This is a genomic window from Microbacterium pasadenense, from assembly GCF_047246565.1.
In the GTDB taxonomy this organism is placed as follows: domain Bacteria; phylum Actinomycetota; class Actinomycetes; order Actinomycetales; family Microbacteriaceae; genus Microbacterium.
This window is the reverse complement of sequence record NZ_JBFOKN010000002.1, coordinates 438,321-460,837: the sequence shown is the minus strand read 5'-3', so window position 1 is coordinate 460,837 and position 22,517 is coordinate 438,321. Positions and strand designations below refer to the sequence as shown.

Annotated in this window: 20 protein-coding genes and 2 tRNA genes; 12 read left to right on the top strand and 10 right to left on the bottom strand. The window is 71.3% G+C overall.

Going from position 1 to position 22,517, the window contains the following annotated elements:
• Positions 1-37 precede the first annotated feature (37 nt).
• From yczE to AB3M83_RS08325, 7 genes are all read left to right on the top strand, one after another.
• Entirely contained in the window at positions 38-646 is a 609-nt protein-coding gene (gene yczE / locus AB3M83_RS08355) for a membrane protein YczE (protein WP_412946948.1), read from the top strand.
• A 44-nt stretch (positions 647-690) separates the two neighbouring features.
• A tRNA-Arg gene (locus AB3M83_RS08350) sits at positions 691-763 on the top strand.
• Positions 764-809: 46 nt separating this feature from the next.
• Positions 810-1,430 carry an oligoribonuclease gene (gene orn, locus AB3M83_RS08345; protein WP_412946946.1) on the top strand — a complete coding sequence of 207 codons (621 nt, stop codon included), beginning with the start codon at positions 810-812 and terminating at the stop codon, positions 1,428-1,430.
• 34 nt (positions 1,431-1,464) lie between these two features.
• Positions 1,465-1,540 (top strand) — tRNA-His (locus AB3M83_RS08340).
• A gap of 25 nt (positions 1,541-1,565) precedes the next feature.
• The gene (locus tag AB3M83_RS08335; RefSeq protein ID WP_412946944.1) at positions 1,566-1,916 is read left to right on the top strand and encodes a metallopeptidase family protein; all 351 of its coding nucleotides are present in this window, start codon (positions 1,566-1,568) and stop codon (positions 1,914-1,916) included.
• Complete coding sequence (gene clpS, locus AB3M83_RS08330; RefSeq protein WP_412946941.1) at positions 1,916-2,206, top strand: ATP-dependent Clp protease adapter ClpS; 291 nt, start codon at positions 1,916-1,918, stop codon at positions 2,204-2,206. The genes AB3M83_RS08335 and clpS overlap by 1 nt, the downstream gene beginning before the upstream one ends.
• Complete coding sequence (locus tag AB3M83_RS08325) at positions 2,203-2,685, top strand: DUF2017 family protein (protein WP_412946938.1); 483 nt, start codon at positions 2,203-2,205, stop codon at positions 2,683-2,685. The genes clpS and AB3M83_RS08325 overlap by 4 nt, the downstream gene beginning before the upstream one ends.
• Positions 2,686-2,699: 14 nt before the next feature.
• Here the strand turns inward: AB3M83_RS08325 and AB3M83_RS08320 are convergent, their stop codons facing one another.
• Genes AB3M83_RS08320 through gatC form a run of 6 tightly spaced genes read right to left on the bottom strand, consistent with a single transcriptional unit; the run spans position 2,700 to position 8,251 of the window.
• A complete protein-coding gene (locus AB3M83_RS08320) occupies positions 2,700-3,287 on the bottom strand; it encodes a zeta toxin family protein (protein ID WP_412946935.1) in 588 nt (195 codons plus the stop codon).
• On the bottom strand, positions 3,271-3,591 hold the full coding sequence (locus tag AB3M83_RS08315; protein ID WP_412946932.1) for a hypothetical protein: 321 nt from the start codon (positions 3,589-3,591) through the stop codon (positions 3,271-3,273). The genes AB3M83_RS08320 and AB3M83_RS08315 overlap by 17 nt, the downstream gene beginning before the upstream one ends.
• A 38-nt stretch (positions 3,592-3,629) precedes the next feature.
• Complete coding sequence (dinB, locus tag AB3M83_RS08310; protein WP_412946929.1) at positions 3,630-4,889, bottom strand: DNA polymerase IV; 1,260 nt, start codon at positions 4,887-4,889, stop codon at positions 3,630-3,632.
• Between the two features lie 37 nt (positions 4,890-4,926).
• Positions 4,927-6,444 carry an Asp-tRNA(Asn)/Glu-tRNA(Gln) amidotransferase subunit GatB gene (gatB, locus tag AB3M83_RS08305; protein ID WP_412946926.1) on the bottom strand — a complete coding sequence of 506 codons (1,518 nt, stop codon included), beginning with the start codon at positions 6,442-6,444 and terminating at the stop codon, positions 4,927-4,929.
• Positions 6,444-7,955 carry an Asp-tRNA(Asn)/Glu-tRNA(Gln) amidotransferase subunit GatA gene (gene gatA, locus AB3M83_RS08300; protein WP_412946924.1) on the bottom strand — a complete coding sequence of 504 codons (1,512 nt, stop codon included), beginning with the start codon at positions 7,953-7,955 and terminating at the stop codon, positions 6,444-6,446. Before gatA ends, gatB begins: the two co-directional genes overlap by 1 nt.
• The gene (gatC, locus tag AB3M83_RS08295) at positions 7,952-8,251 is read right to left on the bottom strand and encodes an Asp-tRNA(Asn)/Glu-tRNA(Gln) amidotransferase subunit GatC (RefSeq protein ID WP_412946921.1); all 300 of its coding nucleotides are present in this window, start codon (positions 8,249-8,251) and stop codon (positions 7,952-7,954) included. Before gatC ends, gatA begins: the two co-directional genes overlap by 4 nt.
• Positions 8,252-8,264: 13 nt before the next feature.
• Between gatC and AB3M83_RS08290 the strand changes: the two genes are divergently transcribed.
• Positions 8,265-10,016, top strand: coding sequence for a long-chain-fatty-acid--CoA ligase (locus AB3M83_RS08290; RefSeq protein ID WP_412946918.1), 1,752 nt, complete (start codon positions 8,265-8,267; stop codon positions 10,014-10,016).
• 5 nt (positions 10,017-10,021) lie between these two features.
• Here AB3M83_RS08290 and ligA read toward each other — a convergent pair whose 3' ends face one another.
• Complete coding sequence (gene ligA / locus AB3M83_RS08285; RefSeq protein ID WP_412946915.1) at positions 10,022-12,328, bottom strand: NAD-dependent DNA ligase LigA; 2,307 nt, start codon at positions 12,326-12,328, stop codon at positions 10,022-10,024.
• Entirely contained in the window at positions 12,265-12,657 is a 393-nt protein-coding gene (locus AB3M83_RS08280; RefSeq protein WP_412947853.1) for a DUF4166 domain-containing protein, read from the bottom strand. The genes ligA and AB3M83_RS08280 overlap by 64 nt, the downstream gene beginning before the upstream one ends.
• 132 nt (positions 12,658-12,789) lie before the next feature.
• Between AB3M83_RS08280 and AB3M83_RS08275 the strand changes: the two genes are divergently transcribed.
• On the top strand, positions 12,790-13,779 hold the full coding sequence (locus AB3M83_RS08275; RefSeq protein ID WP_412946912.1) for an epimerase: 990 nt from the start codon (positions 12,790-12,792) through the stop codon (positions 13,777-13,779).
• Here AB3M83_RS08275 and mnmA read toward each other — a convergent pair.
• Positions 13,769-14,866, bottom strand: coding sequence for a tRNA 2-thiouridine(34) synthase MnmA (gene mnmA, locus AB3M83_RS08270; RefSeq protein ID WP_412946909.1), 1,098 nt, complete (start codon positions 14,864-14,866; stop codon positions 13,769-13,771). The two genes, AB3M83_RS08275 and mnmA, sit on opposite strands and share 11 nt — an antisense overlap.
• A 9-nt stretch (positions 14,867-14,875) precedes the next feature.
• Positions 14,876-16,060, bottom strand: a complete 1,185-nt coding sequence (locus tag AB3M83_RS08265) for a cysteine desulfurase family protein (protein ID WP_412946906.1) — start codon at positions 16,058-16,060, stop codon at positions 14,876-14,878.
• A 69-nt stretch (positions 16,061-16,129) separates the two neighbouring features.
• Between AB3M83_RS08265 and glgX the strand changes: the two genes are divergently transcribed.
• The 3 genes from glgX to glgB are packed head-to-tail and all read left to right on the top strand — an operon-like array spanning position 16,130 to position 22,473.
• Positions 16,130-18,217 (top strand): glycogen debranching protein GlgX, encoded by a 2,088-nt coding sequence (gene glgX / locus AB3M83_RS08260; protein ID WP_412946903.1) that lies wholly within the window; start codon positions 16,130-16,132, stop codon positions 18,215-18,217.
• Between the two features lie 45 nt (positions 18,218-18,262).
• Positions 18,263-20,338: an alpha-1,4-glucan--maltose-1-phosphate maltosyltransferase gene (locus AB3M83_RS08255; RefSeq protein WP_412946900.1), complete on the top strand. Its 2,076-nt coding sequence runs from the start codon at positions 18,263-18,265 to the stop codon at positions 20,336-20,338.
• The gene (gene glgB, locus AB3M83_RS08250) at positions 20,335-22,473 is read left to right on the top strand and encodes a 1,4-alpha-glucan branching protein GlgB (RefSeq protein ID WP_412946897.1); all 2,139 of its coding nucleotides are present in this window, start codon (positions 20,335-20,337) and stop codon (positions 22,471-22,473) included. The genes AB3M83_RS08255 and glgB overlap by 4 nt, the downstream gene beginning before the upstream one ends.
• Positions 22,474-22,517: the final 44 nt, after the last annotated feature.

Genomic DNA, 22,517 nt, shown 5'->3' with positions numbered 1-22,517 from the left:
TGCCTGTCCAAGGCCAATCGTACGGTGGAATGGTCTCATGACCCGCCGCCTGCTCCGCCTCCTCATCGGTCTCGTCATCTACGGCATCGGCTGCGCCGTCCTCGTGCAGGCCGGTGTCGGACTCGACCCGTGGACGGTGCTGGCGGAGGGACTCGCGATCCAGACCGGGATCGGCATCGGCTGGATCGTGGTGCTGCTGGGCGGTGTCGTCCTGGTGCTGTGGATCCCGCTCCGGCAGCGCCCGGGCGTCGGCACCGTCGCGAACATCCTCGTGGTCGGCACGGTCATGCAGGGCGCGCTCGGCTTGATCCCCCGGGTCGAGGGCTTCATCCCGGGCGTCCTGGTCTTCCTCGTCGGCATCGCGCTCATCGCCGCGGCATCCGGCATCTACATCGGCGCCGACCTCGGCCCGGGTCCGCGCGACGGGCTGATGACGGGCTTGAACGCCCGCCTGGGCTGGCCGATCTGGGTCTGCCGCTTCGTGGTCGAGGGGACGGTCCTGCTCACCGGGTGGATCCTCGGCGGCACGGTGGGCCTCGGCACCGTCCTGTTCGCCACGCTCATCGGCCCCTGCGTGCACCTCGCCCTCGCGGTGTCGGAGCGCGCGAGCCGGCGCCGGATGCCGCGCGCGGTCGCCGCGGTCTGAGTGAACCTCCCGCCAGGACGGTAGCCTGGGAGGCGAGCATCCTTCCCTCCATAGCTCAGTGGATAGAGCGAGCGGTTTCTACCCGCCAGGTCGGGGGTTCGAATCCTCCTGGAGGGGCTCGGTCCTCCGGCTACCCCGGAGGGTCCCACGGCAGGAGGAGTCCATGGTGTCAGCGGAGAACGACCGTCTGGTCTGGATCGACTGCGAGATGACGGGTCTCGACCTCAGCGTCGACGAGATCGTCGAGGTCGCGGTCGTGATCACGGACTTCGAGCTGACGGTGCTCGACCCCGGGTTCCAGATCGTCGTGAAGCCGGACGACTCCGCGCTCGAGCACATGAACGACTTCGTCACCAAGATGCACGAGAGCTCGGGACTGCTGGACGAGATCCCGAACGGCGTGAGCCTGGCGGACGCCGAGTTCCAGGTGCTGGAGTACATCCAGCGCTTCGTCCCGGAGGGCAAGGCGCCGCTGGCGGGCAACACCATCGGGACGGACCGGATGTTCCTCGCCCGCTACATGCCGCGCGTGGACCGATGGCTGCACTACCGGAACGTCGACGTCTCGAGCGTCAAGGAGCTCGCTCGTCGCTGGTATCCCCGCGCCTACTTCAACGCACCGGCGAAGGACGGCGGGCACCGTGCTCTCGCCGACATCCGCGAGAGCATCCGCGAGCTCGCCTACTACCGCGAGACCGTGTTCGTCGCGGCCCCGGGGCCGTCATCGGACGACGCCCGGACCGCTGCGGCGGCGAGCGTGTCATCGTTCGCCTCCGGCGTGTAATACACTTGTGTGGTTGCCCGGGGACGGGCACATGGTGGGTATAGCTCAGTTGGTAGAGCACCTGGTTGTGGTCCAGGGGGTCGCGGGTTCAAGTCCCGTTACTCACCCCATATCTTCCCCGCGTGAGGCGTGGTCATGATCGAGATGGATGCCGACGCGTTCGAAGATCTCGTGGCGGCCGAGCTCGACGCGCTGCCCGACGAGATGGTCGCGGGCCTCGACAACGTCGTGTTCGTGGTCGAGGACCGGCCCGAGGACGGCGGCCTCGAGCTGTTCGGACTGTACGAGGGACTCGCGCTCACGGAGCGGGACCGCTACGGCCTCGGCGATCTGCCCGACCGGATCAGCGTGTACCGCGAACCGCACCTGCACGCGTGCGACGACCTCGAGCAGCTAAAGGACGAGATCCACACGACCCTCATCCACGAGATCGCGCATTTCTACGGCATCGACGACTCCCGACTGCACGATCTGGGATGGGCCTGATGTCGGTGACGATTCCGCTCGAGGATCAGGGCGTCGACCTGCGCGCGTCGACATCCGGTCCATGGCAGACGGTCGTGTGGAACGACCCGGTGAATCTCATGAGCTACGTCGTGCATGTCTTCCGCGAGTACTTCGGCTACTCGCCCGAGCGCGCCCACCGTCTGATGCTCGCCGTCCATCACGACGGCAAGGCGGTCGTCGCGGAGGGCGCCCGGGAGCAGATGGAGCTGCATGCCCAGGCGATGCACGACTACGGGCTGTGGGCGACGGTGCGGGAGGCGGGCTCGTGAGCGCCGTCACGCTGGAGATCTCCCTGCTGGAGGCGGCGAACCTGACCGATCTGATGGTCCAGTTCGAGGACCTGCTCGGCGAGGACGCGGCATCCGATCCCGCGATCGCCCGGCTGGTGCCGGACGCCTACCCGGACGATCCCGACGCGGCGCGCGAATTCCGTTCGCTCACGCAGGACGACCTGCTGGGTCGCCGCCTCGACGACGTCCGCGTCGTGCGGCACAGCCTCCGCCACGAGGGGCGCCAGCTCGCCGCTCGCGAGCTCGATCGCGCGCAGGCCGAGGACGTGCTGGTCATCCCCCTGGACGCGGGCACGTCGGGCGCGTGGCTCCGGACGCTCGCCGCGCTCCGGCTCGTGATGGCCGAGCGGCTCGGCATCATCGACGACGAGGGCTACGACGACTCGGATCCGCGCTTCGGCGTCTATGAGTGGCTGGGCTACCGGCTCGAGGGCGTGGTCCAGGCCCTCGCCCGCTGAGCTCCCGTTCCCGCTCAGGGCAGGTCGATCACGATGTCCGCGCGCGAGCGGGGGTCGTCTCGGCGGAGGTGCTCCGACTCCTGCGCGGACCAGCGCTCCCAGTGGGGCCGGTACGCGTCCCCGTCGCGGTGCAGGGCGCGCGCACGTCGCGACGGCTCCGGGGCCTCGAGCCACACGGTGACGTCGGCGAGGGGGATGGATGTCGCGGTGAGGAGCCCCGCACCCTCGACGATCAGCACGTCCCTCGCAGCCACCCCGCACAGTCGTGCCGACGCCGTGTCGCCGTCCCAGTCCCAGGCGCGCCATCGGCCCACCGCTCCGCCGCGCACGGCGCGGATCACCTCGGCGGCGGTGGCGGCTCCCGCCTGCAGACCGTCCCACCCCGGGTAGATGTCGTCGAGCTTCAGGACGGCGACGTCGGCGCCGGCCTCCCAGCGAGCCGCGAGACGCCGGGCGAACGTGGTCTTGCCCGCCCCGGACCGGCCGTCGATGAGCACGACGACGGGTCTCGTGTCGACGGCGCGCGCAGCGGCGTGGACACGGTCGACGCCGTTCGACAGCGCCGTACTGAGCTGGTCGTCCGCGTCAGCGCTTGAGGGCACGGATGACGCGACTGAGCGCGCGACCGGCGACCCAGACGAACGGGATCCCGACAGCCAGGAGGGCGACGAGATTGGGCTCGAAGCGCAGGTCGTCGTTCTTCCGCACGTACGCGCCGACCGGGATCGCGGTGCCGCCGCCGCCGCCGCCGGCGCCGCCGGAGGTGTCCTCGCCGGCGCCGAAGCCCGACCAGGTGAGGGCGACCGGGATGATGCGGATGCCGTCGACGTCCTGCTGCTCGCCGTAGACGCTCGACGCGCCCAGCGAGGCGAACTGCTTACCGAGTTCGAGGGGGAGGTTGGCCATGCGTCCACGCTAGTGCGTCCGGTCCCCCGGCGCAGGTCTCAGTCTTCGCGGGGCGCCTTCGGATTGGTCGGCAGAGCGTTCACGTCCCGGCGCGGACCGAGCGTGCTCGCGCGGCGCACCGCGCCGCCGCCGAACCGGGACCGGGCGTCGTCGAGCGCGGCATCGACCCGCCGCCAGTCCTCGTCGTCGTCCCACAGGGCGAGTCCGCCCAGGCCGTCGCCGGTCAGCTTCTCGGCGCGCACGCCGATGAGTCGCACCGGCTGCACGAGGTCGATCTTCGAGAACAGCTCGATCGCGACGTCACCGATGCGCTGCCCCACATTGGTCGGCTCGGGGACGCTCACCGACCGGGAGAGGGTGGTGAAGTCGGCGAACCGCAGCTTCACGGCGATCGTGCGCGCCTCCCACCCGCCGGCGCGGAGCCTCGAGGCGACGCGGTCGGCGAGCCGTCGCAGCTCGCTGCGGAGCACACCCGTGTCGCCGACGTCCTCGAGGAACGTCTCCTCGTGGCCGACGCTCTTCTCCACGCGCTCCGTCTCGACCTCGCGCGGGTCCTCCCCGCGTGCCAGCTGAGCGATCCGCGCGCCCATCGCCGGCCCCAGGGCACGGTCGAGGACGGGACGCGGCGTCTGCAGGATGTCGGCGACGAACCGGATGCCGCGTCCCTCCAGCGCCTCGGCCGCTTTGGGCCCGATACCCCACAGCGCACGGACGGGGCGGGCGGCGAGGAAGGCGGCCGTCTCGGGGCCGCTGACGATCAGCAGGCCGTCGGGCTTCGAGACGGTGGAGGCGATCTTGGCGACATGCTTCGTGGCGGCCACGCCGATGCTGCAGGTCAGGCCGGTCTCGTCGAGGACCCGCCTGCGCAGCATCCGGGCGATGTGCCCGGGACTCCCCCACAGCCGCCGTGCGCCGGAGACGTCGAGGAACGCCTCATCGATCGACAGCGGTTCGACGAGCGGGGTGACGTCGCGGAAGATCGACATGACCTGCTTTGACAGCGCCGCGTACCGGTCGAAGTGCGGCACCACGACCACCGCCGTCGGGCAGAGCTGCAGCGCGCGACCGACGGCCATCGCCGAACGCACGCCGAACCGCCGGGCTTCGTACGAGGCGCTGGAGACGACCCCGCGGCCTTCCATCCCTCCGACGATCAGCGGCCGGCCGGCCAGCGAGGGGTCGTCGAGCACCTCGACCGACGCGTAGAAGGCGTCCATGTCGACGTGCAGGATGCGGGTGCCGGTGTCGTCTGCGCCGTCCGGCGAGACGATGCGTCCTGTCCCGTCCCCGCGTCCCATGGATCCATTCTCGGCGATGCCGCCGACACGGCGGCGGCTACTGGGCCCCGGCGCGCTCGAGGATCAGCTCGCGCACGCGTGCCGCGTCCGCCTGACCCTTCATGGCCTTCATGACCGCGCCGATGACCGCGCCGGCCGCCTGTACCTTTCCGTCCTGGATCTTGGCCAGGACGTCGGGCTGCGCGGCGAGAGCGTCGTCGATCGCGGCGATGAGGGCTCCGTCGTCCGAGACCACGGCGAGCCCGCGGGCGTCGACGACCTCCTGCGGCGTGCCTTCGCCCGCGATGACCCCTTCGAGCACCTGACGCGCGAGCTTGTCGGTGAGTGTGCCGGCGTCGATGAGCTGCTGCAGCGCCGCGACGGATGCCGGCTCGACGAGCGCGGCGGGCTCGGCTCCCTGGGCGTTCGCGATGCGGCTGATCTCTCCGGTCCACCACTTGCGGGCCGATGCCGGACTCGCACCGGCAGCGATCGTCGCCTCCACCTCGGCCAGCAGCCCGCTGTTGGCGACGTCCTGGAACTCGAGGTCGGTGAAGCCCCAGTCCGCCTTCAGACGGCGACGGTAGACGGCCGGCGCCTCGGGCAGCTCGGCGCGGAGCTGTGCGATGAGCTCGTCGGCGGGCTCCACGGGCAGCAGATCGGGCTCGGGGAAGTACCGGTAGTCGTCGGCATCCGACTTCGGCCGACCGGGCGAGGTCCGTCCGGTGTCCTCGTGCCAGTGCCGCGTCTCCTGGATGATCGTGCCGCCGCCCGCGAGGATGGCCGCCTGGCGCTGGATCTCGTAGCGGACGGCGCGTTCGACGGACCGCATCGAGTTCACGTTCTTGGTCTCGGTGCGGGTGCCGAGCTTCTCCTGGCCGCGCGGGCGGAGCGAGACGTTCGCGTCGCACCGGAGGTTCCCGCGCTCCATGCGCGCCTCCGAGATGCCGAGCCCCCGAACGATGTCGCGGATCGTCGCGACGTACGCCTTCGCGACCTCGGGGGCGCGATGCTCGGTGCCGTAGATCGGCTTCGTGACGATCTCCACGAGGGGCACGCCGGCACGGTTGTAGTCGACGAGGGAGTACTCGGCACCCTGGATGCGGCCGGTGGCGCCACCCATGTGGGTGAGCTTGCCGGCGTCCTCCTCCATGTGGGCGCGCTCGATCGGGATCTCGACGATGTCGCCGCCCTCGAGCTCGATCTCGACCCGGCCCTCGAAGGCGATCGGCTCGTCGTACTGCGAGATCTGGTAGTTCTTGCCGAGGTCGGGGTAGAAGTAGTTCTTCCGCGCGAACCGGCTCGACGGCGCGATCGAGCAGCCGAGCGCGAGGCCCAGGCTGATCGAGTACCGGACGGCGGTCTCGTTCACGACCGGAAGCGAGCCCGGAAGGCCCATGTCCACGGGCGCGACGAGGGTGTTCGGTGCCGCGTCGTGGTTCGACGGGTGGGCGGGGTTCCCCGCCGGCGAGAACATCTTCGTCTCGGTGTTCAGCTCGACGTGGACCTCGAACCCGAGCACCGGCTCGAACAGCTCCAGGGCCTTGTCGAAGTCCATCAGTGCGTCCTTGGCCATCAGCGGGCTCCTCCGAGGATCGGGGCACGATCGAGCAGGGGCGCACCCCAGCTGTCCACGAGCAGGGTCTCCAGTGCGGCGCCCACGCGGTAGAGCCGCGCGTCCTCGCGCGCCGGCGCGAGGAACTGGATGCCGACGGGCAGGCCGTCCTCGTCCGCGAGCCCCGAGGGGACCGAGATGCCCGGAACGCCGGCGAGGTTCGCGGGAATGGTGGTGACGTCGTTCAGGTACATCTGCAGCGGGTCGTCCAGCTGTTCGCCGAGGCGGAAGGCCGTCGTCGGTGCCGACGGGGTGGCGATGACGTCGACCTGCGCGAACGCCTCGTCGAAATCGCGCTGGATGAGCGTGCGGACCTTCTGCGCGCTGCCGTAATAGGCGTCGTAGTAGCCCGCGGAGAGCGCGTACGTGCCCAGGATGATGCGGCGCTTGACCTCGTCGCCGAAGCCGGCGTCGCGCGTGGCGGCCATGACGTCCTCGACGGTGCCGCCGGGGACGTCGACGCGCATGCCGAAGCGCACCGAGTCGAACTTCGCCAGGTTGCTGGACGCCTCCGCCGGGAGGATGAGGTAGTACGCGGCGACGCCGTACTCGAAGTGAGGCGCGCTGATCTCGACGATCTCCGCACCGGCCGCCGCCATGGCGGCGAGCGACGCGCGGAAGGATGCCGAGACGCCGGCCTGGAAGCCGGTGTCGTCGAGCTCACGGATGACGCCGACCTTCAGCCCGCGCAGCACGTCGCCGGTGGCGCCCTCCCGGGCGACGGCGGCGAAGGACGGCCACGCCTCCGTCAGGGACGTCGCGTCGTGCGGGTCGTGACCGCCGATGACGTCGTGGAGCAGCGCCGAGTCGAGCACGGTACGCGTGACGGGACCGACCTGATCGAGGCTGGAGGCGAGCGCGATCGCCCCGTAGCGGCTGACGCCGCCGTAGGTCGGCTTCATGCCGACGGTGCCGGTGACGTGAGCCGGCTGGCGGATCGAGCCGCCCGTGTCGGATCCGAGGGCGAGGGGCGCCTCGAAGGCGGCGACGGCGGCCGCGGAGCCACCGCCCGATCCGCCGGGGATGCGGTCCAGGTCCCAGGGGTTGCGCGTGGGGCCGTAGGCTGAGTGCTCGGTCGAGGATCCCATGGCGAACTCGTCCATGTTGGTCTTACCCAGCGGGACGAGGCCCGCCGCACGCGAGCGCGCGACGACGGTCGCGTCGTACGGCGACATGTATCCCTCGAGGATCCGCGAGCCGCTGGTGGAGGGCATGTCGGTGGTCACGAGGACGTCCTTGATCGCCAGCGGCACACCGGCGAGCTCGCCCAGCTCCTCGCCCGCCGAACGTCGGCGGTCGATGTCCGCGGCGACGTCGAGGGCGGAATCGCTCACGTGCAGGAACGCGTGCACCGCGCCGTCGACGGCGGCGATGCGGTCGAGGTGCGCCTGCGTGGCCTCGACACTCGAGACCTCACCGGAGCGGAGCTTGGCGGCGAGGTCCGCGGCGGTCAGTCGGGTCAGGTCGCTCACTGCTCTTCTCCCAGGATCGCGGTCACCCGGAAGCGCCCGTCGGCGGCATCCGGAGCGTTCTGCAGCACCTGGTCGACCGTCAGCATGTCGCCGGGGACATCGGGCCGGAAGACGTTCCGCAGCGGGATCGGATGGCTCGTCGCGGCGACCTCGGGGGTCGCGACCTCCGAGACCTTGGCGATGTTGTCGACGATGGCGTCGAGCTCTCCGGTGAGGCGCTCGACCTCCTGGTCGCTCAGCTGGATCCGGGCGAGCACGCCGAGGTGGCGGACGAGATCGGGGGTGATTTCAGACACCCCGACAGTCTAGATGCGAGCCGGTGGCTTCCCGTTCGGCCCACGTAGGCTGGGCCCGGTGAGCGCACCCTTCGACCCTCCCCGGCCCTGGACATCGTCCTACCCGGACGGCACGCCCGAGGACCTGGGTCCGATCGCCGGCTCGCTCGTCGACATCGTGACGGAGTCCGCGCGCGACTATCCGGATGCCGTCGCCCTCGAGTTCTTCGGCCGCGAGACGACGTATCGCGAGCTCGTCTCGCAGATCGACCGGGCGGCCGCCGGCCTGGCGGCCCTCGGGGTGCGCGCCGGCGACCGGGTCGCGCTCGTGCTGCCGAACTGCCCGCAGCACATCGCCGCGTTCTACGCCGTCCTGCGTCTGGGGGCGGTCGTCGTCGAGCACAACCCGCTCTACACGCCCGGGGAGCTGAGGAAGCAGTTCGCCGACCACGGCGCCGCGCACGCGATCGTGTGGAACAAGGTGGTCGGCACCGTCCAGGACTTCGCCGCCGAGCTCGGCGTCGCGGTGATCGTGTCGGTCGACGTGCCGCGCGGGATGCCGCGGGGAACACGGCTGGCGCTGCGCCTTCCGGTGGCGAAGGCGCGCGCCGCGCGCGAGGCGCTCACCTCGCCGGTGTCGGGCACGACGAGGTGGGAGCGGGTCGTCGGCAGCGCGCCGCTTCCCGCCTCCCATCCGCGCCCGGCCACGACCGACCTCGCCGTTCTGCAGTACACGTCCGGGACCACCGGGACGCCGAAGGGTGCGATGCTCACGCACGGCAACCTCCTGGCGAACGCGCGGCAGAGCGCGTCGTTCCTGCCCACCGCGCGACGCGGTGACGGCTGCGTGTTCTACGCCGTCCTGCCGATGTTCCACGCGTACGGCCTGACGCTGTGCCTGACATTCGCGATGGCGGTGGCCGCCCGCCTGGTCCTCTTCCCCCGATTCGATGCGGACATGACGATCGATGCGATCCGGAAGCGGCCGCCCACGGTTCTCCCGCTCGTCCCCCCGATCGCCGAGCGACTGCTGGTCCGCGCCGCGGAGCGCGGGGCATCCCTCGCGGGGATCGACATCGCCGTGTCGGGGGCCATGGCCCTCTCCCCGGACGTGGTCGATCGCTTCGAGGCCGCGACCGGCGGTCACCTCGTCGAGGGGTACGGCCTCAGCGAGTGCTCGCCCGTGCTGATGGTGAATCCGCCGACGGAACGCCGCAGGGCCGGGACCGTGGGGCTGCCGCTGCCGGGCACCGAGGCGCGCGTCGCCGATCCCGACGATCCGGCGGCGGACGCGCGTGTCGGCGAACGCGGTGAGCTGCTCGTGCGCGGACCGCAGGTCTTCTCCGGCTACGTCGGACGCCCCGAGGAGACGGATGCCGTCTTCGCAGACGGCTGGTTCCGAACCGGCGACATCGTGACGATCGACGCGGACGGTTTCGTGAGCGTCGTGGACCGGATCAAGGAGCTGATCATCACGGGCGGCTTCAACGTCGCCCCCACCGAGGTGGAGGAGGCGCTGCGGCGCCACCCGCAGGTCGCCGATGCGGCGGTCGTCGGTCTGCCGCATGCCGCGAGCGGCGAGGAGGTGGTCGCCGCGGTCGTCCCCGCCGACGGCGTCGCAGCCCTCGACGTCGACGACATCCGAGCGTTCCTGCGCGGTCTGCTCACGCCGTACAAGGTGCCCCGTCGCATCGTGGCCGTCGACCGGCTGCCGGTGTCCCTCATCGGCAAGGTCCAGCGTCGGCAGGTGCGCGAGCGCCTGCTCGCCTCGGATCCCGCGGGCTGATCTCGTCAGTCCAGCGCCGCCGGTCCCCGCTCGACGAGGATCGCGAACTGCGCCGCGTCGATGATGCGGATGCCGAGCGCTTCGGCCTTCGCGAGCTTCGAGCCGGCGCCGGGGCCGGCGGCGACGAAGTCCGTCTTCTTCGACACGCTGGAGGCCGCCTTGCCTCCCGCGGCCATGATCGCCTCTTGGGCGCCCTCGCGGGAGTATCCCTCGAGCGACCCGGTTGCGACGACGGTGACGCCCTCGAGCACTCCCCCGGCGGCGACGGCGGCGCCCGGCCCCGGGTGACCCGGTGTGGCGAGCCGGGCTCCTGCAGCCGTCCACCGCTCGACGATCTCGACATGCCAGTCGACCTGGAACCAGTCGATCAGCGCGTCCGCGATGATCCCGCCGACACCCTCCACCGCCGCGAGCTCGTCGCGCGTCGCGGTCCGGATCGCGTCGAGTGAGCCGAACCACTGCGCCAGGGCGCGAGCGGCGACCGGTCCGACGTGCCGGATGTTCAGTGCCACCAGGAACCGCCACAGCTCCTTGGTCTTCGCCTTCTCGAGCTCGTCCGCCAGGGTGAGCGCCTGCGCGGAGGGCTGGGGACCGGTGAGTCCGGCCTTCTTCTCGGCCGCGCTCGGGTTGCGCCGGAACGGAGCGCGCCGGACCGGCTCGCCGGTCTGCTCGTCGATGCGGGGCTCGCCGGTCTCGCTGTCGCGGACGAGGACCTCGATGGGGACGAGCTGGTCGACGGTCAGGTCGAACAGACCGGCCTCGGTCTCGAGCGCCGCGTGCTGCGGGGGCATCGGCTGCGTCAGCGCCGCGGCGGTCACCTCGCCGAGCGCCTCGATGTCGAGGGCGCCGCGAGAGCCGATGTGCTCGACCCGACCGCGCACCTGGGCGGGGCAGCCGCGGGTGTTCGGACAGCGCAGGTCGATGTCCCCTTCTTTCGCCGGAGCGAGGGTCGCGCCGCACTCGGGGCACTGCGTGGGCATGACGAACGCCCGCTCGGACCCATCCCGGAGCTCCGACACCGGACCGAGGACCTCCGGGATCACGTCCCCCGCCTTGCGGAGCATGATCATGTCGCCGATGAGGACGCCCTTCGCCTTGACGACGCCCTGGTTGTGCAGCGTCGCCTGGCGCACGACGCTGCCGGCGACGTGCGCGGGCTCCATCTGCGCATAGGGCGTCGCGCGGCCGGTCCGGCCGACCGAGACGATGATGTCGAGCAGTCTCGTCTGGACCTCTTCCGGCGGGTACTTGTAGGCGATCGCCCACCGCGGCGCCCGGCTGGTGGTGCCGAGCTCGTCGTGCAGCGCGAGCTCGTCGACCTTCACGACGATGCCGTCGAGCTCGTGGGCCACCGAGTGCCGCTTCTCGCCGTACCCGGCGACGAAGGCCAGGACGTCGTCGATGTCGTCGAACGTGCGCGGATACGGGCTCACCGGCAGGCCCCAGCCCTCGAGCAGGTCGTACACCTCGCTCTGGCTGGCGACGGGAGGGTCGGGCCACGCGCCGATCCCGTGCACGTACATCCGCAGGGACGCCAGGCGAGCCCGGCCCGCCTCGAGCTCGAGGCCGGACTTCTTGTCGAGCTGCTGCCGCAGGCCGCCGCTCGCGGCGTTGCGCGGGTTGGCGAAAGCGGGGAAACGCCGTGCGGCGCTCTTCTGCGCCTTCTCCTCGTCGAAGCGGGGGCGGGCCGCGGCATCCGTCATCACGCGTTCCCGCAGCCGCGCCTGCAGGGCGTTGAGCTCCTCGAAGGCGGCGACGGGGATGAAGACCTCGCCGCGCACCTCGACGAGCGCGGGATGGCCTTCACCGGACAGGCGTTCGGGGATGCCGGCGACGCGGAGGGCGTTGACCGTGACGTCCTCGCCGACGCGTCCGTCGCCGCGGGTCGCGGCGGAGGTGAGCACGCCGCGCTCATACCGCAGCGAGATGGCGAGGCCGTCGATCTTCAGCTCGGTGAGCCACCGCACCGCGCGTCCGGCCGACGCCTGCGCCTTCGCGCACCACTCGCGCAGCTCGTCGGGTGAGAAGACGTTGTCGAGGCTGAGCATCCGTTCGGCGTGCTCGACGGGAGAGAGCATCGACGCGTCGGCCGCACCGACCGTCTGCGTCGGGGAGTCCTGGCCGCGCAGCTCCGGATGGAGACGCTCCAGCTCCTCGAGCCGGTGCATCCAGCCGTCGTAGGTGCCGTCGTCCACGAGTCCGACGTCGCCGCCGTAGTACGCCTCGCGCGCGCTCTGGATCTGCTCGGTCAGGCGCTCCGCTTCGGCGCGCGCGTCGGCGAGTGTCGGGTCGGTCCGTTCTCCGTCAGCCACGAGGAGAGTCTAGGGACGGCCGCGGACACCGGGAGGCCGCTACCGTCCGCGCTCACGATGCGGTAGGTGAACGATCCCTCGTCGATCATGACGCGCGTCACGCCGGGGAAGGCGAACCACCGCGCGCCGCGGAGCGCGCCGCTCGGGTCGGGCGTGTTCTCGACCACGAACGGGACGTCGCGACCGGATTCGGGGAACAGCACCCCGCGACGCGCCGACCAGGCGAGCGCCGGTCCCGCCCACCGCCCAAGCCGAGACCCGGCCACACCGTACACGCCCTCGCCGACGCCGACGCATCCCTCCGGAACGGGCCCGAAGTAGCGTCGCAGCTCGACGTTCAGCCCGTGAAAGGCCTCCCCCAGGCGCGCGCTGGTAGACGGATGCCGGGGTGCTCCCGTCCTCCGAGGGTGACGGTGCGTCTCCGGTCGGCGTCATGCTCGGAATCTACTAGCGTCGGACCCATGACCCCTCCCGCGCCTCGCGCCGTCGTCGCCGGTGCCGCCGGTTTCATCGGGACCGCGATCACGGAGGCTCTCGCCGCGGACGGCTTCGAGGTGCTCCGGATCGGACGCGCCGAGGCCGTCCGGTGGGGCGACCAGAGCGCCGTGGACGCGGCCGTCGACGGTGCCGAGGTGCTCGTGAACCTGGCCGGGAAGTCCGTCGACTGCCGGTACACCGACCGGAACCGCGACGAGATCCTCGCGTCGCGTGTCGAGACCACGCGCGCGCTCGCGGCGGCCGTGCGGCGAGCGGACGCGCCGCCACGGGTCTGGCTGAACGCGTCCACCGCGACGATCTACCGGCACGCGACGGATCGTCCGCACACCGAGGCGAACGGGGAACGGGGAACCGGGTTCTCGGTCGATGTCGCGCGCGAGTGGGAGGCCGCCCTGTTCGCGGGCGAGCTGCCGGGCACGCGGCGGGTGGCGCTGCGGATGGCGATCGTGGTCGGGAACGGACCTGCCACACGCATGCTGCTGACACTGGCCCGGCTGGGCCTCGCGGGTCCGCAGTTCGACGGCTGGGTGCCGCGCCACCGCCGCTACCGCGGCATCGGCTCGCATCCCACGGGTGATACCCCGCCGTCCTACCGCACCGGTGGGCGACAGCGGTTCAGCTGGGTCCACATCGACGACGTGGTGGCGGCCGTCCGATTCCTGATCGCCCGCGATGACATCGACGGGGTCGTGAACGTCTCCGGCCCCACCCCGACCGACAACCGCACCCTGATGCGAACGCTCCGCCAGGTCGTCGGCGCGCCCCTCGGCATCCCGTCCCGCCGCTGGATGCTGGAGGCGGCGATGTGGGCGCTGCGCACCGAGCCGGAGCTGCTGCTGAAGAGCCGGTGGGTGCTCCCGGGCCGGCTCGAGGCAGCCGGTTTCGTCTTCCGGCGCACCGACCTCACCGCGGCGCTCGCCGAGGTGCACGCCGCCCGGCGGGTCAGGCGCTGACGGGGACCGTCGACACGGTGCGGTCGACGGTGAACTGGCCGATCACCCGGGTGCCGTCGTACAGCACGGCCGTCTGCCCCGGTGCGACGCCGTCGAACGGCGACGTCGGCACGACGGCGATCTCACCGGCGGTGAGGGAGGCGCGCGCGGGAACCGGCTCGGCGTGGGCGCGGATCTGGACATGGCAGTCGAACGCCGTGCGTTCCGGGGCGCGGCCCGCCCACGTGAACCTCGACCCGGCGATCTCGGCGGTGGCGAGCGCCTCCTTGGGGCCGACGATCACGGTGTTGTTCACCGGGCGCACCTCGAGCACGAAGCGGGGCTTGCCGTCGGCGGCGGGGACGCCGAGCTGCAGACCGCGCCGCTGACCGACGGTGAACGCGTGGGCGCCCTCATGCGTGCCGACGACGGCGCCGTCGCGATCGAGGATCTGTCCCTGCTCGGCGCCGACCTTCTCCGCGAGCCACCCGCGGGTGTCGCCGTCGGGGATGAAGCAGATGTCGTGGCTGTCCGGCTTCTGCGCGACGGTCAGACCGCGCTCGGCCGCTTCGGCGCGGACGACCGCCTTGGAGGGCGTCGTCCCGAGCGGGAAGTACGTGTGGGCCAGCTGCTCACCGGTGAGCACGCCGAGGACGTAGGACTGGTCCTTCGCCTCGTCCGAGGCCCGGTGCAGTTCGCGGCCGTCTGCGCCGTCCACGAGCGTCGCATAGTGGCCGGTGCAGACCGCGTCGAAACCCAGCTCGAGCGCGCGCTCCAGCAGGGCGGCGAACTTGATCTTCTCGTTGCAGCGCATGCACGGGTTCGGCGTGCGCCCGGCGCGGTACTCGCTGACGAAGTCGTCGATGACGTCGTCGCGGAACCGCTCCGAGAAGTCCCAGACGTAGAACGGGATGCCGAGCAGGTCGGCGGCGCGACGGGCGTCCATCGCGTCCTCGATGGTGCAGCAGCCGCGGCTCCCGGTGCGCAGGGTTCCGCCGGCGCGCGAGAGCGCGAGGTGGACACCGACGACGTCGTGCCCCGCATCGACTGCACGTGCGGCAGCCACCGCGGAGTCCACACCACCGCTCATCGCCGCCAGAACTCGCATCGTCCCAGTCTACGAGTGCGCAGCTCCCCGGGCGCGGGACGCCGCGGCTCGGCCGTACGCCTCGGGCAGCGCCGCGAGGAGGGCGTCGACGTCCGTCGCCGTCGAGGAGCGCCCGAGGGTGATGCGGAGCACCGACCGGGCGTCGCGGTCGGTGAAGCCCAGCGCGCGCACGACGTGGGAGGGCTCGGCCACGCCGGCCTGACAGGCCGATCCCGTCGAGACGTGCACGCCGGCCCGGTCGAGCAGGAACAGCAGCGTCTCCCCCAGCGCGTCCGGGAACAGCACATGGATGTGACCGGGCAGCCGTTCCTCGGTCGCGCCGAGGAACCGGGCGCCGGGGACGATGTCGCGGATGCCGCTGCGCAGGCGATCCGCCAGGGCGCGCAGCCGTGAGGCCTCACTCGCCCGTTCCGCGGCGGTGAGCTCCAGCGCGACAGCGAGGGCCGCGGCGCCCGCGACGTCCTGCGTGCCCGAGCGGAGGCCGCGCTGCTGCCCGCCGCCGTGCAGCAGCGGTTCCAGGCGGGCGTGCCGGGACACGACCAGCGCCCCCGTGCCGACGGGCGCGCCCACCTTGTGGCCGGACATGCTCAGCGCCACGAGCCCGCTCGGTGTGCGGTGCGTGCCCCGCAGCGCGGCGAAGTCGAGCGGGAGGTGGCCGATGGCGCCGACCGCGTCGAGGTGGAGCGGCACGTCGGCGGCGGCAGCCTCCTCGGCGATCGCCGCCACCGGGGAGACGCTGCCGACCTCGTTGTTGGCCACCAGCGCGGTCGCGAGGGCGGCATCCGGCAGCGCCTCGGCGAAGCGGGCCGGGACGACGGCGCCCACCGGATCGAGCGCGACCGGACGCACGTCGGCGCCGTGAGCCCGCACGAGCCATTCGACGGTGTCGAGGGTCGCGTGGTGCTCGCCCTCCGGGAGGACGATCGCCGAGCGGCCGTGAGCACGCGCCCACCACAGCCCCTGCAGGGCGAGATTGATCGACTCGGTTCCACCCGAGGTGAGCACCACCTCGATCGGATCGCAGCCGAGGATCGCGGCGACGCGCTCGCGGGACTCCTCGAGCAGGCGGCGCAGGTCCTGGCCGGCGCCGTGGACCGAGGACGCGTTGCCGACGAGCTCGGATGCCGCGAGCCACGCGTCACGGGCCTGCGGCCGCAGCGGCGTCGAGGCGGCGTGGTCGAGATAGACCGACATGCCGCGTCCCCTGTTCCGGTGATGATCCCGGTGCGAGCCGGTGATCCTGACCTCACTACTCTAGGACGCATGGATTCCGCGCTGGCCGGCACGACGCTCGAGAGCCCGTACGACCTCCGCTCCCCCGACCTCGACGATCTCGGCGTCCGCCTCCACGACGGCGGCGGGACTCTGCGCGTCTGGTCGGCGCACGCGACCGCGCTGGAGGTCGTCCTGTTCGACGGCGGCGATCTGGACTGGATCGTGGAGGTGCTGCCGCTTCGTCCGGTCGGGGGCGGGGTCTGGGAGGTCACGACGCCGTCGCTGCGACCCGGCGCCCGGTACGCGGTCCGCGTCGACGGGCCGCACGGGGCCGGCATGGCCTTCAACCCGGCCACCCTGCTCATCGACCCGTACGCGCGCGGCCTGGTCGAACCGGGGCTCGCATCCTGGCGGAGCGCCGTGGTCGACACCTCGTTCGACTGGGGCGGCGTCGGCAAGCCCGCCACCCCCATGGATCGGACCGTCATCTACGAGGCCCACGTCAAGGGGCTCACCAAGCGGCATCCGAAGGTCCCCGCGGCACTCCACGGGACGTACGCGGGACTCGCCCACCCGGCGATGATCGAGCACTACCACCGGCTCGGGATCACGGCGCTCGAGCTGCTGCCGGTGCATGCCTTCACGAGCGAGCCCCGGCTCCTGCACCTCGGCCTCGGCAACTACTGGGGTTACAACACGGTCGGATTCTTCGCGCCGCACGCGCCGTACGCGACGGCGGCCGCGCGCGCCGAGGGCCCCGACGCGGTGCTCCGCGAGGTCAAGGGCATGGTGCGACTTTTGCACGAGGCCGGCATCGAGGTCTTCCTCGACGTCGTGTACAACCACACCTCCGAGCAGGGCTTCGGCGAGCCGCGATCGAGTCTCCGCGGGATCGACAACCGCTCCTACTACCGGCAGACCGACGACGGCACGTACATCGACGTCACCGGCTGCGGCAACGCGCTCGACACCTCAACCCCGGCGGCATCGCGCCTGGTCCTCGACTCGCTCAGGTACTGGGCGCGCGAGGTGCAGATCGACGGGTTCCGCTTCGACCTCGCCCCGACGCTCGGGCGCGACGCCGCGCACGTGTACACACCGGACCATCCGCTGCTCCGTGCCATCGCGACGGACCCCCAGCTCGCCGACGTCAAGAAGATCGCCGAGCCCTGGGACGTCGGGATGGGCGGCTGGCAGACGGGCAACTTCGGCGGCGGCTGGAGCGAGTGGAACGACCGCTACCGCGATCGGGTGCGGAACTTCTGGCTCAGCGACATCGACTACGCCCGCCGAGCCGAGACGACCCCCGTGGGGATCGGCGGCTTCGCGACGCGGCTGGCCGGATCGGCGAACACGTTCAGCGCCGATCGCGGTCCCCTGGCGAGCATCAACTTCGTGACGGCGCACGACGGCTTCACGCTGCGCGATCTGGTCTCGTACGACGTCAAGCACAACCTCGGAAACGGCGAGAACGGCCGCGACGGCGCCGACACGAACCGCTCCTTCAACCACGGCGCGGAAGGGCACACCGACGACGCAGCCGTGCTCGCGGTCCGCCGCAAGGCGATGCGGAACCTCCTCGGGACGCTGCTGCTGTCGGCGGGGGTGCCGATGCTGACCGCCGGCGACGAGTTCGGACGCACGCAGCGCGGCAACAACAACGCCTACTGTCATGACTCCGCCCTCACCTGGCTCAGCTGGGAGCACGGCGCGTGGCAGCACGATCTCGCGGCGCACGTCGCGCATCTCACCCGGCTGCGTCGGGAGAACCCGGCGCTGCGCCCGGAGCGCTTCGACCACGAGGACCGTGCGGTGCCCGGCGCGTCCGTCATCGGCTGGTACGACGAGAACGGCGAGACGATGTCCATCGAACGGTGGACGGACCCGTCGCATCGCACGCTCCAGTACGACGCTCGTTCCACCCCGGAGAACGAGGAACCCAACCGGATCCTCCTCGTCGTGCACGGACGCGAGTCGGCCATCGACGTGACCCTGCCACACCTGGCGGGCGTCACTCGTTACGTGTCGCTCTGGTCGAGCAGCGACGAGCGGCCCGTCTCGACCGGCGAGGTGCACGCGCCCGGCGACGTCGTGCGGCTGGATGATACAGCAATGCGGCTCTTCCGCGCGGAGTGATCCGATCCGGTTCCGGTCCCCCGGTGACCCCGGTAGGTTCGAGACGTGGCCACCACGACTGTCTCCGCATCCGTCCGAAGCCTCGCCGAGATCCCGCTCCGGCAGGCGAAGTCCTCGCGAAAGGATGCCGCGACGCGTGCCGCCCGCATCCCCGTGACCTCGCATCGGCCGAGTGTGCCGACCGGCCGCTACGCCCCGTCGGCGCACGTGGGCGAGGCGGTGCCGTTCACGGTGACCGCCTTCCGCGAGGGCCATGACCGCATCGGTGTGCACGTGCGGCTGACGGCTCCGTCCGGCACCACGACCCTCCACCGGCTCGCGCCCTTGAACGACGGCTTCGACCGCTGGTCCGTCAGCGTCGTCCCCCTCGAACAGGGAGTGTGGCGGTTCCGGTTCGAGACGTTCGCGGACGACTACGCCACCTGGCGGCACGCCGCAGAGCTGAAGATCGCGGCCGGCGTCGACCCGGTCCTCATGCGCGAGATGGGCGCCGAGCTCTTCGAGCGGGCGGCGTCCGAGCGGGCTCGCCCGGCGCCCGAGAAATCCGTCCTCACCGCCGGGGCACGCGCGCTGCGGGATGCCGCCGTCACCGACGACTCGGCGCTCATCATCGTGCGGGACCCGAACATCGCCCGGGCCTTCGCCGACCGGCCCGTCGCATCGCTCGTCTCGGTGCACGAGGAGCACACGCTGCTCGTGGAGCGCGAGCGAGCAGGGGTCGGCGCCTGGTACGAGTTCTTCCCCCGGTCCGAGGGCGCAGAGCGCCTCCCCGACGGCACGGTGCGGAGCGGGACGTTCCGCACCGCCGCCGAGCGGCTGCCGGCCGTCGCCGACATGGGGTTCGACGTGATCTACCTGCCGCCCATCCACCCCATCGGCGAGGTGAACCGGAAGGGTCCGAACAACACGCTCACGACGTCCCCCGGCGACCCCGGTTCGCCGTGGGCCATCGGATCCGCGGCCGGCGGGCACGACACCGTCCACCCCGACCTCGGGACGCTCGAGGACTTCCGCACCTTCGTCCGGGCGGCATCCGATGCCGGACTCGAGGTCGCTCTGGACCTCGCCCTCCAGGCGGCGCCCGACCACCCCTGGGTCAGCTCCCACCCGGAGTGGTTCACGACGCTGCCCGACGGCTCCATCGCCTACGCCGAGAACCCGCCGAAGAAGTACCAGGACATCTACCCGGTCAACTTCGACAACGACCCCGAGGGCATCCGCGCCGAAGTGCTGCGCATCGTGCGCCACTGGATCGCCCAGGGCGTCACGATCTTCCGCGTCGACAACCCGCACACGAAGCCGCTCCAGTTCTGGGAGTGGCTCATCCGCACCGTCAACGCGGAGAACCCCGACGTGGTCTTCCTCGCCGAGGCGTTCACCCGCCCCGCACCGATGCAGGCGCTGGCGCAGGCCGGGTTCCAGCAGAGCTACTCGTACTTCACCTGGCGGAACACGAAGGAGGAGCTCGAGGAGTTCTTCGAGGCGATCTCGTCCGAGACCGCGGACTTCATGCGTCCCAACCTCTTCGTGAACACCCCCGACATCCTGACCGAGTACCTGCAGTTCGGCGGGCGTCCCGCGTACAAAGTCCGTGCCGCGCTCGCGGCGACGGCCGGCGGCAGCTACGGCGTGTACGCCGGGTACGAGCTCTTCGAGAACGTCGCGCGGCCGGGCTCCGAGGAGAACATCGACAACGAGAAGTACGAGTACAAGCTCCGCGACTGGGCCGGCGCCGAGGCCGCCGGCGACTCCCTCGCGCCGTACCTCCGACGGCTGAACGAGATCCGACGGGCCCATCCCGCCGTGCGCCAGCTGCGCGGCTACACCACGCAGTGGAGCGAGGACGACGCCGTCCTCGCGTACGTCAAGCACCTGCCTGCCGCCCTGTCCCCCACCGGCGTCGCCGACACGATCATCGTCGTGGCCAACGTCGATCCGCACTCGGCCCGGGAGACGACGGTCCACATCGACTCCGAGATCTGGGGGCTTCCTCGCGGTCACGACTACGAGGTCGAGGATCTCCTGACCGGAGCCCACTGGACGTGGAACGAGCACAACTTCGTCCGGCTCGACGCGTTCATCGAACCCGTCCACATCCTCTCTGTGAAGGTGACCTCATGACCCGTCCCGACGACGCGATCCTCGACGCCGTAGCCGCCGGTGCCTATCACGCTCCCCACGACGTCCTCGGCCCGCACGAGCAGGACGGCGGGTGGGTGATCCGGGCGCGCCGCCCGTTCGCGCAGTCCGTGACCGCCGTGCTGAGCGACGGCTCCCGCGTCGAGATGTCGCATGTCCGTCAGGGCGTGTGGGAGGGGACCTCGACGGCGCAGCCGACGGCATACGACCTCGTGGCGACGTACGAGGGCTCACCCGACTATCGCGTCGACGACCCGTACCGGCATCTCCCCACCCTCGGCGAGGTCGACCTCCACCTCATCCGAGAGGGCCGGCACGAGCAGCTCTGGCGGGTACTCGGCGCGCACGTGCGGCACTACGACGGTGTCAGCGGCGTGTCCTTCGCCGTGTGGGCGCCGAACGCGCGCGCCGTCCGGGTCGTCGGCGACCTCAACGGCTGGGACGGCACGCAGCACGCCATGCGCTCGCTCGGATCGAGCGGGATCTGGGAGCTCTTCGTGCCCGGCATCGGGGTCGGCTCGGCCTACAAGTTCGAGATCCTGACCGCCGCCGGGCACTGGATCATGAAGGCGGACCCGATGGCGCGTCGCGCCGAGGTCCCGCCCGCCACGGCATCCGTCGTCACCGACACCGAGTACACCTGGCAGGACGACGACTGGATGTCGGCGAGAGCCGCCCGCTCGCCCCACGACAGCGCGATGTCGACGTACGAGGTCCACCTCGGATCGTGGCGCCCTGGTCTCGGCTACACCGCGGCGGCCGACGAGCTGGCGGACTACGTGACGGCGCAGGGATTCACGCACGTCGAGTTCATGCCGCTCGCGGAGCACCCCTTCGGCGGCTCCTGGGGCTACCAGGTCAGCGGCTACTACGCGCCGACCAGCCGCTTCGGCACCCCGGACGAACTGCGCTACCTCATCGACCGGCTCCACCAGGCCGGCATCGGCGTGATCATGGACTGGGTGCCGGGTCACTTCCCGAAGGACGAGTTCGCGCTCGCGCGCTTCGACGGCGTGCCGCTGTACGAGCACCCCGACCCGCGACGCGGCGAGCACCGCGACTGGGGCACGCTGATCTTCGACTACGGCCGCAACGAGGTCCGCAACTTCCTCGTCGCCAACGCGCTGTACTGGTTCGAGGAGTTCCATGTCGACGGACTGCGCGTGGACGCGGTGGCCTCCATGCTCTATCTGGACTACTCCCGCGAAGAGGGGCAGTGGGAGCCGAACATCCATGGCGGCCGCGAGAACCTCGAGGCCATCCGCTTCCTGCAGGAGGTCAACGCGACCGCCTACAAGCGCCACCCCGGCGTCGCGATGATCGCCGAGGAATCCACCAGCTTCCCGGGCGTGACCGCGCCCACGAGCCAAGGCGGTCTCGGGTTCGGCTTCAAATGGAACATGGGGTGGATGAACGACTCCCTCGTGTACATCGGCCGTGACCCGCTGTACCGGGCGCACCACGAGGGCGAGCTGTCGTTCTCGTTCGTCTACGCCTTCAGCGAGAACTTCGTCCTCCCGATCAGCCACGACGAGGTCGTGCACGGGAAGGGGTCGCTGTTCACGCGGATGCCGGGCGACCACTGGCAGCAGCTCGCCAACATGCGCGCGTTCCTGGCCTACATGTGGGGCCACCCGGGTAAGCAGCTGCTGTTCATGGGCCAGGAGTTCGGCCAGATGTCCGAGTGGTCGGAATCCCGCGGACTGGACTGGTGGATGCTCGATCAGCCCGCTCACGCCCAGCTGCAGCATTTCGTGGCCGAGCTCAACCGCAGCTACCGCGCCGAAGCAGCGCTCTGGCAGCGGGACACCGACGGCGCCGCCTTCTCGCGCGTGTTCCCGCACTCCCCGAATGCGAACGTCCTCGGATTCGCCCGGCAGGACGACAGCGGCGGCACCGTGGCCGTGCTCTGCAACTTCTCCGGAGCGCCGATCGCAGACCTCGACATCACGCTTCCCGGCACCGGGGCGTGGGTCGAGATCCTCAACAGCGACGCCGAGGAGTTCGGCGGATCGGGCGTCGGCAATCTCGGCGGAGTGACGACGGACGCGCACGGCAACGCGCGGGTGATCCTTCCTCCGCTCGGCGTGCTGTGGCTGCGCCACGACGCCGACTGAGCAAGGGTGGCGTCGCCGCAGCCGACTGATCGGATGCGACGACG